We start from the raw sequence: 12,227 nt of genomic DNA, 5'->3' as shown, positions 1-12,227 counted from the left end.
AAGCTTCGGCGCGGCTGATACGCAACCGATTCGCTAACGCGGGGGCCAGCTTGCCGCCCAACTCGGTCGGATCAGACTGTTCGGCGAGCTGGTTGATCAGCGGGTGTTCAATGGTCGGCTGCCAACGTCGAAACCGCTCAAGGCTTTCCAGCACGGCCAATCGTTCGGGAGTGGTGAGCGCGTCAAAGGTCAGATCCAGGGCGCGCTTGTAGTCGGCTTCGAGCGCGTCGAGAACCTCGACGATCTCTTCCCGGCCACTAGAACGCATGTTCGAATAATAACGACGGGGTCTGACAAATTTCCCGGAGTGAAACCAAAGTGACACAAGTGATTTCAGGCCAAAAGACTAGCTATCTGCTGAACGCAGTCGGCAGCGATCGATCAGGATTTCGGCCAGCAGTGCGGGCTCGCTGATCATCAGATCGTGGCAGGTGTCGACGGGGATCAACGTCTGCACGCCGCCGAGTGCGGCGATGCTGTCCAACTGGACGCGGCGAAACAGAGCGTGATCGCGCAGCGTCAGGATCCAGGTCCGCGGAACGTCGTCGGGCAGATCGCTGCGATCGACCGGTTCGGCGATGATCGTCACTGCCTCCGGGTGCACCCGGGACATCGTGAAGCGGCGCCGCTCGCGTGTCATGCCGTTGCAAAAGATCAACGCGCTGAGCATATTCGGCATCGTCGAGGGAGGCTTTCGCATCCGAACCGCCCGACGCACGTACCAGGCCAGCGGCCCGACGAGCGTGTCTACGATCGCCGTGCCCTGAACGGGTAGACAGGCTGCCGCCAAGACCATCTCCCGCACCCGCGGGGATCCCAGCTTGGTGACCATGCCGGGCACCGTCAGTCCGGCCAGCGAGTGCCCGACAACTATGACGTTGCCGAGGCCAGCGTCTTCGATCTGCTGGACTGCAGATCCCACACAATCGGCAATGCTCACCGTGCTCAGGTCGCCGGGTACGGTGCCGTGACCAGGCATGTCCACCGCCAGGACCGGCAAATGCGGTGCCCGTCGATGCAATTCGTCGACGGTGAGATCCCAACAATCCGCCGAATGCTGGCCGCCGTGGACGAGAACCAACGCCGGCGAGCTCAGGTCAGGCCACTCCGAAATCGATGATTCCACGGACGATTTCACCGTTCAGCAGGTCGGCGTAGGCGTCGTTGATCTCGTCGAGGCGGTAGCGCCTGGTGATCATCTCGTCGAGCAGCAGTTGCCCACTCTGGTACAGCTTGGCCAGCCGATCGATGTCGGCCTTCGGGTTGCACGAGCCGAAGACGGTGCCGGCCAGCGTCTTGTTCATCAGGATGAATTCCTGCAAGTTGATCTTGACCGACTGGGTCAGCTGCGAGGTCATCCCGGTGAGCACGCAGGTGCCGCCCTTACGAGTCAGTGCGACTCCATCGCGGACGTCCTCGCGGCTCATCAACGACGGCGACACCACCACGGCATCGGCCATCACGCCGTACGTGAGACCCCGCACCAAGTCCATCGCCTCCTCGGCCGATCCGGCGCTGTGCGTTGCGCCGAACCGCAAAGCTGACTTCTGCTTGAACTCAACGGGATCGACGGCGACGATCTGGGCGGCCCCGTTGATCCGGGCGCTCTGGATGGCGGCCGTGCCGATGCCGCCGACACCGATCACCGCGACGGTGTCGCCGGCGCGCATGTTCGAGCGGTTGGAAACCGAGCCGTAGCCGGTTGGGATGGCGCACGATAGCAGCGCACTGGGTGCCAGCGGAAGGTGTTGCTCGATCTTTACCAGCGATTTGGTGGACGCCACAGTGTGTTCGGCGAACGTCCCCACCTTGGCGAGGTGACCCAGGTCCCGGCCATCGGCAGTATGGTGACGGAACGTGCCGTCGGTGGGCATGCCCGGGATCATGACGCCGGCGCCTTCGTCGCAGATGTACTCGGCTCCGGTTGCGCACCAACGACATTGACCGCAGACCGCAACGAACGACATCACCACGTGGTCGCCCGGCGCGAACTCCGTGACGCCCTCACCGACTTCTTGCACGATGCCCGAACCCTCATGGCCACCGATGGTGGGAAACATGCTGGGCAACCCCATGGACCGCATCACCTCGTTGGGCGCCGACATGTCGCCCTTGAGAATGTGATCGTCGGAATGGCACAACCCGGCGGCGGCCATTTTCACCAGAACCTCGCCGGCCTTGGGCGGATCCAACTCGAATTCCTCGACGGACCACGGGCCGCCGACGTCGTGCAGGATCGCTGCGCGGCTTTTCATGACACCGGCGTGAATGTCACGGGAAGCTTGTTGGGAGACCGGAAGATCGGGCCCACGATCTTGGACTCCTCGCCGGTCCCGTCGTCGGCTATCAGAGCCAAGTCCGGGGCCCGGTCCAACAGGCTGTTCAGCATCACCCGGGTTTCCATTCGGGCCAAATGCATTCCGAGACACATGTGGATCCCCCCGGCGAACGAGATGTGCGCTTGGCGAGGCCGGCTGATATCGAAGATGTTGGCGTCTTTCCACCGACTCTCGTCACGGTTGGCCGACCCCATACACAAATCGATCTGCGCGTTGGCGGGGATGGTGTGGCCGCTCACCTCCACTTCCTCGGTGGTGGTGCGCATGACCATGACAAGCGGTGTTTCGTAGCGCAGTCCCTCTTCGATCGCTGCCGGTATCAACGACCGGTCCTGCTGGACCATCGCCAACTGCTCGGGGTGGGTGAGCAACAGGTAGAGCAGGTTGCCTGACGACCGGTAGGTGGTTTCCAACCCGGCGGGCAGCAGCAGTCGCAAGAAGGCGATGATGGCCTCGTCGGTGAGCTTTTCGCCGTCGATCTCCGCGGCGACGAGATCGCCGATGATGTCGTTGGTCAGTTTGCGGCGACGCTGTTCGACCTGGTCGAGGAAGTAATCGTGCAACTCGTTGGCCGCGGTTAATCCCGCCATGATGTCGGTCGGGATCGAGATGATGTCCAGCGACAACCGCCGGAACAAGTCAAGGTCCTCGCGGGGGAGCCCGAGCAGTTCGGAGATGATCCGGGTGGGGAACTCGAACGTCAGCGCCTTCACCAGGTCGGCGTGCCCGTCGTTCTTGATCTCGTCGATCAGTTGGTCGCAGACCGGACCGATGACCGATGGCTCCCAGCGTTCGAGCGCGGTGGCACGAAATGCCTTGGCTACCAAGCTTCTATGGTCGTGATGCTCCTTGCCGCCCATGGCCAGGATCATGTGGCCCATCACCAGCCCGATGGTCTTGTCGTAGGCAGCGGAGGTGAAGATCTTGTCGTCGCGGAACGCCTGGAAGACGCCGTCGTAGCCGAACAGCACCCACTCGTCTTCGGGTTTCAACTCTGGCGGCATTAATTCGTGGTCCATCAGCGACCCGTGAAACACCGGATCGGTGCGCCGCATGTACTCGAAGAACGGGTAGGGGCTGGTTTCGCCCGTGGTGTCCAGGGTGACCGGCTCGTCGCCAAGATCCGGGCTATCGGTACGCAGCGTCATTGCCGCTCCTTAGGGGGGCGCATGGAATCTCGCTATCATAATATAGATAGCAACGAAGCCCAATGGCTTGTGGTGGTTACCGTAACGAGGACAGTATTAACCGTGCCAGAACGTCGATTCGTGTGCTCGCTCGACGACCTGCCGCCGGGCGCGATGAAGCTGGTCGACATCGGGAAATTCGGCGTCGGGATTTACAACGTGCGCGGCGCCCTGCACGCGATCGTCAACTACTGCTCGCACGAGGGCGCTCCGCTATGCGAGGGCCTGATCGGCGGCACCAATGAAACCGCGCCCGACGAACCCGGCGGGCTTCGGCGGGTCAAGGACGGCCAGATCATCCGATGCCCTTGGCATAACTGGGAATTCGATGTCACAACGGGTCAAAACCTTGCCGACCCCAAGCGGCGTGTTCGCACCTACGACGTCGATGTCGACGACGGGAAGGTGTACCTGACCGCATGATCATCGACACGAATGTCCAGCCGCATTTCCGCTACAACGCCGAAATCAGGCGCTACCTACCCGATGCCCACAAACTGCGGGCGATCCCCGACGTGGAGCAACAGTGGTATCAGGCGCCGGGGGGAAACTACCGGCAGGACCTGTACGGCGAGCACTACCCGGGGTCAGATCGCGAAACCGTTGCCCGCCACCTGTTCGACGATGCCAAAGTCGACTATGCGGTGCTGAACCCATTGACCCGAGGCAACATTGCCGACTATCTGCTCAACAGCCGAATCTGTGCCGCGGTCAACGATTGGCTGCTGGACCGGTGGCTGGAACCCGATTCTTCGAACCGGTTCCGCGGAACCATCCGGGTCAACCCGGAGGATCCCAAGGGTGCGGTCGCCGAGATCGAGCGTCTTGCCGCACATCCCAAGCTGGTGCAAGTCGGTGTGCCGATGCAGTCCCGCGAGCCCTACGGCAAACCGATGTTCGAGGCGATCTGGGAAGCCGCTGCGGCGCACCGGCTTCCGGTTGCCGTGCACATCAACGGTGGCAACGGCGTTGACTATCCGCCCACGTTCGCCGGTCACGCCCACACCTATCCCGGCTACGCGGCCTTCATGCCGCTGAACTACTTCGTGCACTTGGCGACGCTGATCATCGAGGGTGTCTTCGGACGCCACCCCGATCTGCGGTTCGTCTTCGCGGACGGTGGTTACGACATCCTGACCCCGCTGATGTGGCGGCTGGATACTTTCTGGCTGTCGATGCGCGATCAGACGCCCTGGGTCGACCGCTATCCCAGCGACTATCTGCCCGCCCATGTCCGGTTCTGTTCATCGTCGTTCGACGGGCCAACCGATCCGGGCCAGATGCAGCGGTGGATGGAGTTCTCCGGCAAGGCTGACCTGCTGATGTACGGATCGGGCTACCCTCATTGGTCTACGTCTTCACCCGAGGAGGCCGCCGGCGGGCTGGACAGCGCTCAACGCGACAACGTGTTGTGGCGAAATGCCGGCGAACTTTACGGACTCGCCGCGCCGGCGGAGGGGAGCATTCGATGACCACGATCGAACGGGTCGACCCGCACACCGAGCACGATGAGATCGCGGTGGCCATCGTCGACACCGATGTGCACCCGATGCCCGTCTCGACCGACGTCCTCAAGTCGTACGCGCCTCCCGAATGGGTGGACAAGATCTGGCCAACCGGAAACGCCGTGACGCCGGTCCCGCACTTCTACGACACGCCCGATTCCTACAAGACCAACTCGATGCGTGTCGACGCGGCGCCACCTGGCGGCGGTTTCGCCGGCACCGATCCCGACTACGCCGCCAAACAACTGCTGCTCGACGCCGGGGTCAGCATTGCCACGCTGGAACCGATGTGCGACGCGCAGCTGCCGCAGGCCGAACACGTGCTGAAGTCCACCTACAACGACTGGCTCGCCGATGTCTGGCTGGACCGCAACAACGCCCACGGTCGCTGGCGCGGATCGATCAGCGTCAGCGCGCAGGTGCCCGACCTGGCGGCGCGCGAGGTAGAACGGTGGGCCGGCCATCCCTACATGGCGCAGGTGTTGATGACGCCGCAGACGCGTGGAATCCCGTTCGGCAACCCGCATTTCGACCCGCTGTACGCGGCCGCATCGGCCAACGGGCTACCGGTGGCCACCCACTTGATGGGGCAGACGCCGTTCGAGCTGGTTCCGCTGTATCCGGTCGGCAACCCGGCGCACTGGCATGACTTCTTCGCCTCGTGGCCGCTGTTGTACGTCTCGCATCTGATGAGCCTGGTGTTCGACGGCGCCTTCGACCGGCACCCCGATCTGCGGGTGGTGTTCGTCGAGGGTGGGTTCACCTGGGCGATGCCGGTGATGTGGCGGATGGACCGGATCTGGGAAGCCCGTCGCGCCGACCTTCCGCACGTGCGTCGCCGCCCGTCGGACTACGTCCGCGAACACGTCCGGTTCACCACCCAGCCGCTGGAAGACGCCGACGTCAAACAGTTCCGCGAGTACCTGGAAATGATGGACCTCGGCGACAACCTGATGTTCTCGACGGACTATCCGCACTGGAGTTACGACTCGCCGACGTATGCGATCAACCGGTTCCCGGCGCCCCAACGTGAGCGGATCATGCGTGGCAACGCGACCGCGTTGTACGGGCTGCCGTCCACCGTCAAAGCACTCCCCGGAGAACGACCGGCCGTCGACGTCAGTTTCGAGTGAGTCGGCGGCTCGGACACCGCGAGTCACAGGTCTGCTTTGCCAACGGCTTAAATAGGGTGACCTAACACAGCCGAAGGACGAGAGCATGACGACTGAGACCGATCGCGCGGCGGAAGCGAGGCCCAGAGGGATCGGCCGCATCGATCCGGCACTGCGGGATGCCGCGGCCGGCCTGGACGTCAACGAATTCCAGGCGGAGTCGCTGCCCGCCGAGCGAGAGCGTGCCGACCGGATCGCTGCCGATCGGGCGGCCGCCGTCGACACCGGCAACGTGGCGATAGAAGACCGTGCCATCCCGGGCCCGGCCGGCCAGCAGCTTGGCCTGCGCCTATACCGCGGTCCCGCCACGACTGCGGCGCCGCTGGCCGTGTACGCCCACGGCGGTGGCTTCGTGACCGGGAACCTCGACACCGACCACGCGCACTGCGTGCAACTGGCGCGCGACGCGAGCTGCCTGGTGGTGTCGGTCGATTACCGGCTGGCGCCCGAGCACCCCTGCCCGGCGGCGCTCGACGACGTGGAGGCGGCGTTTCGCTACGTCGTGGACAACAGCGCGCAACTCGACGCCGACCGCGACCGGGTCGTCGTGATGGGGCGCGACGCGGGCGCGGCTCTGGTCGCAGCGCTGGCACAGCGCACGTTCGACCTGGAGGGTCCGACGATCCTGGCCCAGGTGCTGCACCAGCCGATGCTGGATTCGGACGCGACGCCGTCGCGACGGGAATTCCAGCGCAGCCCGGGCCTCAATGGCCCGGCGGTGAGCCGCGCGTGGGCGCACTATCTCGGCCACGGCGCGGCGACGGCGCACCACGTTCCGGCCCATCGGGCGAACCTGGAAGGCCTGCCGCCGGCATTCATCAGTTGCGCCGAGATCGACCCGTGCCGCGACGAAGCCATCGACTACGCGAACCGACTGCTCCACGCTTTTGTGCACACAGAGTTGCACGTTGTCGCAGCCACGTTCCACGGGTTCGACTCGGCGGTGCCGGACTGGGTTGTCTCGCAGGAGAGCACCGCGTTGCACGCGCAGACGCTCCGGCGATCGTTCGCCGTCTAGTTAAATCGGATCGAATTTGTTGATCAGCCAGTCGCCGCGCACCTTGGTCAAGGACACCAGCACGCTGCTGGACGCCATCGCCGGGTCCGGCCGTTCCTTGCTGGTGGTCACCTGGTTGACGAAGACCAGCACGACTGCCGAATTCGGGTGCAGCTCTGAGGCCGCCGCGCCCACGACCTGAGCGGTGGTCGCCACCGCCTTCGATTGGGCGGCCGGTGTCACGACCTCCTTGGTGAACTGGTCGTAGTAGTTCAGGAAGTCGCCGGTGAGGTGGGACCTGGCCGCGGCGAAGTCCTGATTGAGGGTGTCGGGCTTGTAGGACAGCAACGCCACGGTGCCATCGCGAGCCGCGTTGACAGCGGCCTGTGCGACCGCGTTGTCAGTCTGCGTGTCAGGCCGAAACTGGGCGAAGTACAGCCATCCGGCCAGCGCACCGGCCGCCAGCAGACCCAGCACCAAAGCTGCCGGAATCAGCGGGATGGCGGGGAGACTTCGCCGGGCTGCAGGCGAGCTGTCGGCGCTGTCCGCGGCCTTGTCGATCTCGTCGACGGCCGAGTCTTTCTCTTTGTCATCGGTCGCGGTGTCGACCTCGACCTCGTCGGTGGGCTCGACGTCGGCCGTGGTCTCGTCGTCGGCGCTCACAGCACGAACTCCACTTTCGACAACTTCAGCTGATCGCCGTCGTGCACCACCGACACCCGAAACCGGAACGTCCGCGGTTGATCCTTAGCGCCGGCGATATTGGTGACCCGCTCGTTGGCCAGCACCAGAACAACGGCGGAATCGTTGTTCATCGATTCGACCGCCGCGGCCGCGACCGATCCTTCGGTCACCGCTTTCGAATCCTTCACCACCGACTCGAAATCCTCTGCACGCTTTTGGAAATCGTCTTTGAATGCTCCGGTGGCACTATCGAGCACGCGCTGGACGTCTTCTTTGGCTTTGTTGAAATCCAGTGATGTCAGGTTGACCACGCCTTGCCGGGCAGCGGCGATGTAGGCCGCGGCGCGCTGCCGCTCCTGCACGATGTTGTGGTGATGCCAGGCCAACCAGCCGCTGACGCCGAGCAAGGCGCAGATGGCGACAACCGCGGCGATGGTCAGGCCCTCGGCCCAGTTCGGTACCCGCAACCGGCGGCGGTCCGGCTCGGGTTCGGGTGTCTGGGGTTCGGCCGTCCCGGTCGGCGCGGAAGCTTCCGCAGTCTCGACGGTCTCGGTGGCCTCAGGCGCTTCCGAAGTTTCGCCGGCGCTATCTTCAGCCTCGTCGGCGTCGCCGCCGGCGGTGGCCGCTTCGGCTTCTTCCTCAGCTTGTGCCTGCGCTTCGCGCCGCAACTTGATCGCCAGAGCCCGAGCGCGGGCGGCCGCGGCAAGCGCCTCGGCCTCGGCGGCTTCGGCCTCGGCTTGCTCGGCTAATGCGAGCGCGTCCGCCTTCGCCTTGGCGGAATCCTGCGGCCCTTTGCCCGGGTCAGCCATGGCGACCGCGGCTCCTCAACGTCATTATCGACTGAACTCCGGTATCTCTTACGGTATTGCTCATTGCTACCATCGGGTCACCAGCGACCACCGACTGGGACACACGCCGGGCCTTCATCCTCGGGCGGTGAAGGAAGGCCAGGAAGGTCTTAGCCAACATCATGACTGCCGTCGATTCCCCCGAAAAGATACTCTTCGCCTCCACCACCCAAGCATTTCTGCAAAAAGAGGTTCCGCTGACCCGGGTGCGGGAGCTGCACGCTCAAGGTGTCTCCTTCGAGCCGGACTGGTGGCAGCGGGCCGCCGAGCTCGGCTGGACGGCGTTGCTGGTCCCCGAGGAACTCGGTGGCGGCAGTGTCTCGGGCAACGGTGTCGCTGATCTGGCCATGGTGGCCGAACAACTCGGCAAGACGGTGGCTCCGGGCCCGTTGTATCCAGTCAGCACAGTGCTTGCCGGTCTGGTGGATTCCGCCGACCCGCAACCACACGCGGCGACGATCGAGGCGCTGATCGCCGGTGAGATCGTCGCGTCGTGGGCGGTATACGAACCAGGGCAGGGTTGGGCACCGCATGAGCCGGCGGTCACTGCGACGCCGACCGGTTCCGGCTACCGCATCGACGGTGTCAAAGACCGCGTGGAGGCCGGCGCGCAAAGCAACCTTCTGCTCGTGGTGGCGCGGACCGACGAGGGCGTGCGCCAATTCCTGGTGCCGACCGACGCATCGGGTGTGCGCGTAGAACCGCAGCAGTCGATCGATTTGGTGAAGCAGTACGCCCGTGTGCATTTCGGCGGGGTGGAGGTCGACGACGACGCGGCGATCGGGGGTGCCACCGAGTTGATCGACCGGCAGAGCCAGATCGCCCAGGTGCTGCAGTGCGCGGAAGTGGTCGGCATTCTGCAGACCGTTTTCGACTTCACCGTGGCCTGGGCTCTGGATCGGCACAGTTTCGGCCGCCCGTTGGCGTCCTACCAGGCGCTCAAGCACCGCTTCGCCGATATGAAGATGTGGCTGGAGGCCTGCCGGGCAACAACTTCCGCGGCGGTGGCGGCCATCGCCGACCGTTCGCCGGATGCGGGCTTGTCGGCCAGCATCGCCAAGTCCTACGTCGGCGAGATGGCCACCGAGATCATCCAGGCATGCGTCCAGATGCACGGCGGGATCGGCGTGACATGGGAGCACGATCTGCACGTGTACCTGCGACGTGCCGCGCTGTACCGGTCCATGTTCGGTACCCCGGAAGAACACAACCTGCGGGTGTACCAGTTGCAGGAGGCGGGGCAGCAGGCGCCGAGGTCGGCCTGATGACCGAGACGTACCGCGCAGACGCTGTCGCGGAGGCCGAATCGATCGATGAGTTCCGGGCCCGGGCGCGGGCCTGGCTGGCTGAGAACATGCCGCCCATCGATCCGGCGCACCCACCGGCGGCTCATCGCGACGAGGAGCGTTGCTGGATGCGCGCTCGCGAACTCCAAAAGCGGCTCTACGAAGGTGGATTCGCCGGGATCTGCTTTCCTCGCGAGTACGGCGGCTTGGGGCTGGACTACGAGTATCAGAAGGCATTCAACGACGAAAGCCTCAGCTATGAGATGCCGCTGATCCTCAACACGCCGACATTCACCATCTGCTGCGCGACCTTGCTCGACACCGGCAGCGAGGAACAGAAGCGTCAGCACATCGGCGCCGCGCTGCGGGGTGACGAGATACTGGTTCAGCTGTTGTCCGAGCCCAGCGGCGGCTCAGACCTCGCGGGTGTGCTCACCCGCGCAGAGCGCGACGGCGACCACTGGGTGCTCAACGGCGCAAAGACGTGGAGCACCAGTGCATTCGGAGCTGACTATGGTTTGTGCTTGGCCCGCACGAATTGGGATGTGCCCAAGCACGACGGCCTGACCATGTTCTTGGTGCCGATCAAGCATCCCGGAATCACGTTGCGGCGCATCACTCAGCTGAATGGATCGACGGAATTCTGCGAGGAGTTCCTCGATAACGTCGACGTGGGTGACGACGCTGTGGTCGGCGAGGTCAACGACGGGTGGTCGGTGGCTTCGCGTCAGCTGTATCACGAGCGCCGCGCGGTGGGCATGGGCTCGGAATTCGCCAGCGGCAGCGGCAGCGAGGGCGGCCGATCGACCCCGGTGAACTACGTGCGGCTGGCCGAAAAGATCGGGCAAGCCGACAACGAACGAGTGCGGCAGATCGCCGGACGGGCACTGGTGCACCGGGCGGTCAGTGACCAACTGGGCGCCCACGTCTTCCGCAGCGTCAACGACGGCACGCTGCCGCCCGCCGCGGGTACGCTGCTGCGGCTATTCCACGCCGAGACAGTGACTTTGGAGATGGACGCCGGATTGGCCATCACCGGAACGGCCGGAGTCGTCGGCGCCGAGGGGGAGGGCTTGGAGACCGGTCTGCGCTATCTCGCCCGACAAACGGTGTGTATTGGTGGCGGCACCAGCGAGTTGGCCCGTAACGTCATCGGCGAGCGAGTGTTGAATTTCCCGCGCGAATACGCCGCCGACCGAGGCGTGCCATTCAATCAGGTCAAGCACGGGAAGGCGGGCCGCTAAACCGTCCGCGCCAGCCGGTGCGCCAGCAATTCGGCGAACCGGGCCGGATCTTCGGGCGCGTTGCCTTCGGCGAGAAGGGCGGCACCGTAGAGCAATTCGGCAGTTTCGCCGTTCGTCGGATCGTCGCCGCGGTCTTTGTGGGCCTGCTGCAGGCCGGTGATCAGCGGGTGGGTCGGGTTGAGTTCCAACGTCCGCTTGCCGACCGGGACATCCTGCCCGGTGGCGCGGTAGATGCGGGCCAACGACGGGGTGATGCCGAAGGCGTCGGTGATCAGGCAGGCCGGCGAGTCGGTCAGGCGGGTGGATAACCGCACTTCCTTGACGTGCTCGGAAAGTGTCTCGGTCAGCCAGGTCAGCAAATCGGCAAAATCCTCTTCCTGTTCCTTACGTTCGGCCTCGTGCGCCGCCTTCTCTTCCTCGGAGTCGAGGTCCACGTCACCCATGGCCACCGACTGCAGGGGTTTGCCGTCGAACTCGGTCACCGATCCCAACCAGATCTCGTCGACCGTGTCGGAGAGCAGCAGCACCTCATAACCTTTCGCTTTGAATGCTTCGAGGTGCGGCGTGTTCAGGATCTGCTGCGGCGATTCACCGGTGGCGTAAAAGATCTGCCGCTGACCTTCTTTCATCCGCTCGACATACTCGGCCAGCGTGGTCAGCTGCTCCTCGCTGTGCGTCGAGACGAACGACGAGATTTCCAGCAGCGTCTCCTGGTTGTCGAAGTCCCGCATCAATCCTTCTTTGAGGACCTTGCCGAACTCACTCCAGAATGTGCGGTAGTCGTCCGGCCGCTCAGACTGCAGATCCTTGATGGTCGACAGAATTTTCTTCGTCAACCGCCGCCGGATCGCGTTGATCTGCCGGTCCTGTTGCAGGATCTCGCGGGAGACGTTCAGCGACAGGTCCTGTGCGTCCACGACACCCTTGATGAATCGCAGATATCGGGGCATCAGCTGGTCGCAGTC

12 protein-coding genes and 1 pseudogene are annotated in these 12,227 nt (G+C 64.3%); 6 read left to right on the top strand and 7 right to left on the bottom strand.

The genetic code is table 11. From position 1 onward, the window contains the following. The 4 genes from VN856_RS01615 to VN856_RS01600 form a co-directional block, all read right to left on the bottom strand. Window positions 1-268: DUF222 domain-containing protein (locus tag VN856_RS01615; RefSeq protein WP_325685491.1), on the bottom strand; the 268-nt coding region annotated here is incomplete at its 3' end. A gap of 78 nt (window positions 269-346) precedes the next feature. Then, a complete protein-coding gene (locus tag VN856_RS01610; protein WP_325685489.1) occupies window positions 347-1,126 on the bottom strand; it encodes an alpha/beta fold hydrolase in 780 nt (259 codons plus the stop codon). Beyond that, entirely contained in the window at window positions 1,098-2,255 is a 1,158-nt protein-coding gene (locus tag VN856_RS01605) for a Zn-dependent alcohol dehydrogenase (protein ID WP_325685487.1), read from the bottom strand. Before VN856_RS01605 ends, VN856_RS01610 begins: the two co-directional genes overlap by 29 nt. Then, a complete protein-coding gene (locus VN856_RS01600) occupies window positions 2,252-3,487 on the bottom strand; it encodes a cytochrome P450 (RefSeq protein WP_325685485.1) in 1,236 nt (411 codons plus the stop codon). Before VN856_RS01600 ends, VN856_RS01605 begins: the two co-directional genes overlap by 4 nt. Before the next feature lie 102 nt (window positions 3,488-3,589). Between VN856_RS01600 and VN856_RS01595 the strand changes: the two genes are divergently transcribed. The 4 genes from VN856_RS01595 to VN856_RS01580 all read left to right on the top strand — a co-directional run bounded on the left by VN856_RS01595 (window position 3,590) and on the right by VN856_RS01580 (window position 7,221). Beyond that, window positions 3,590-3,949, top strand: coding sequence for a Rieske (2Fe-2S) protein (locus VN856_RS01595; protein WP_325685482.1), 360 nt, complete (start codon window positions 3,590-3,592; stop codon window positions 3,947-3,949). Further along, complete coding sequence (locus VN856_RS01590) at window positions 3,946-4,998, top strand: amidohydrolase family protein (RefSeq protein WP_325685480.1); 1,053 nt, start codon at window positions 3,946-3,948, stop codon at window positions 4,996-4,998. Before VN856_RS01595 ends, VN856_RS01590 begins: the two co-directional genes overlap by 4 nt. Then, window positions 4,995-6,164 carry an amidohydrolase family protein gene (locus tag VN856_RS01585; protein WP_325685478.1) on the top strand — a complete coding sequence of 390 codons (1,170 nt, stop codon included), beginning with the start codon at window positions 4,995-4,997 and terminating at the stop codon, window positions 6,162-6,164. The genes VN856_RS01590 and VN856_RS01585 overlap by 4 nt, the downstream gene beginning before the upstream one ends. An 85-nt stretch (window positions 6,165-6,249) precedes the next feature. Continuing rightward, entirely contained in the window at window positions 6,250-7,221 is a 972-nt protein-coding gene (locus VN856_RS01580) for an alpha/beta hydrolase (protein WP_325685476.1), read from the top strand. Here VN856_RS01580 and VN856_RS01575 read toward each other — a convergent pair whose 3' ends face one another. Continuing rightward, a complete protein-coding gene (locus tag VN856_RS01575) occupies window positions 7,222-7,863 on the bottom strand; it encodes a hypothetical protein (protein WP_325685474.1) in 642 nt (213 codons plus the stop codon). Further along, window positions 7,860-8,693 carry a hypothetical protein gene (locus VN856_RS01570; protein ID WP_325685472.1) on the bottom strand — a complete coding sequence of 278 codons (834 nt, stop codon included), beginning with the start codon at window positions 8,691-8,693 and terminating at the stop codon, window positions 7,860-7,862. Before VN856_RS01570 ends, VN856_RS01575 begins: the two co-directional genes overlap by 4 nt. Before the next feature lie 161 nt (window positions 8,694-8,854). Here VN856_RS01570 and VN856_RS01565 point away from each other — a divergent pair, with 161 nt between their 5' ends. Continuing rightward, window positions 8,855-9,997 (top strand): acyl-CoA dehydrogenase family protein, encoded by a 1,143-nt coding sequence (locus VN856_RS01565; protein ID WP_325685470.1) that lies wholly within the window; start codon window positions 8,855-8,857, stop codon window positions 9,995-9,997. Then, on the top strand, window positions 9,997-11,262 hold the full coding sequence (locus VN856_RS01560) for an acyl-CoA dehydrogenase family protein (RefSeq protein WP_325685468.1): 1,266 nt from the start codon (window positions 9,997-9,999) through the stop codon (window positions 11,260-11,262). The genes VN856_RS01565 and VN856_RS01560 overlap by 1 nt, the downstream gene beginning before the upstream one ends. Here VN856_RS01560 and VN856_RS01555 read toward each other — a convergent pair. Beyond that, window positions 11,259-12,227, bottom strand: a pseudogene (locus VN856_RS01555) (molecular chaperone HtpG); the annotation flags it as partial. The gene VN856_RS01560 and the pseudogene VN856_RS01555 overlap by 4 nt on opposite strands.

The sequence above is a fragment of the Mycobacterium sp. genome (assembly GCF_035603715.1).
In the GTDB taxonomy this organism is placed as follows: Bacteria; Actinomycetota; Actinomycetes; order Mycobacteriales; family Mycobacteriaceae; genus Mycobacterium.
The sequence above is the reverse complement of the archived record's forward strand: the minus strand, read 5'-3'. Positions and strand labels throughout refer to the sequence as shown.

Coding starts and splice junctions, on each gene's coding strand:
- VN856_RS01585 (WP_325685478.1), top strand. CDS start 4,995: ATGACCACGATCGAACGGGTCGACCCGCACACCGAGCACGATGAGATC.
- VN856_RS01590 (WP_325685480.1), top strand. CDS start 3,946: ATGATCATCGACACGAATGTCCAGCCGCATTTCCGCTACAACGCCGAA.
- VN856_RS01605 (WP_325685487.1), bottom strand. CDS start 2,255: ATGAAAAGCCGCGCAGCGATCCTGCACGACGTCGGCGGCCCGTGGTCC.
- VN856_RS01560 (WP_325685468.1), top strand. CDS start 9,997: ATGACCGAGACGTACCGCGCAGACGCTGTCGCGGAGGCCGAATCGATC.
- VN856_RS01570 (WP_325685472.1), bottom strand. CDS start 8,693: ATGGCTGACCCGGGCAAAGGGCCGCAGGATTCCGCCAAGGCGAAGGCG.
- VN856_RS01580 (WP_325685476.1), top strand. CDS start 6,250: ATGACGACTGAGACCGATCGCGCGGCGGAAGCGAGGCCCAGAGGGATC.
- VN856_RS01600 (WP_325685485.1), bottom strand. CDS start 3,487: ATGACGCTGCGTACCGATAGCCCGGATCTTGGCGACGAGCCGGTCACC.
- VN856_RS01565 (WP_325685470.1), top strand. CDS start 8,855: ATGACTGCCGTCGATTCCCCCGAAAAGATACTCTTCGCCTCCACCACC.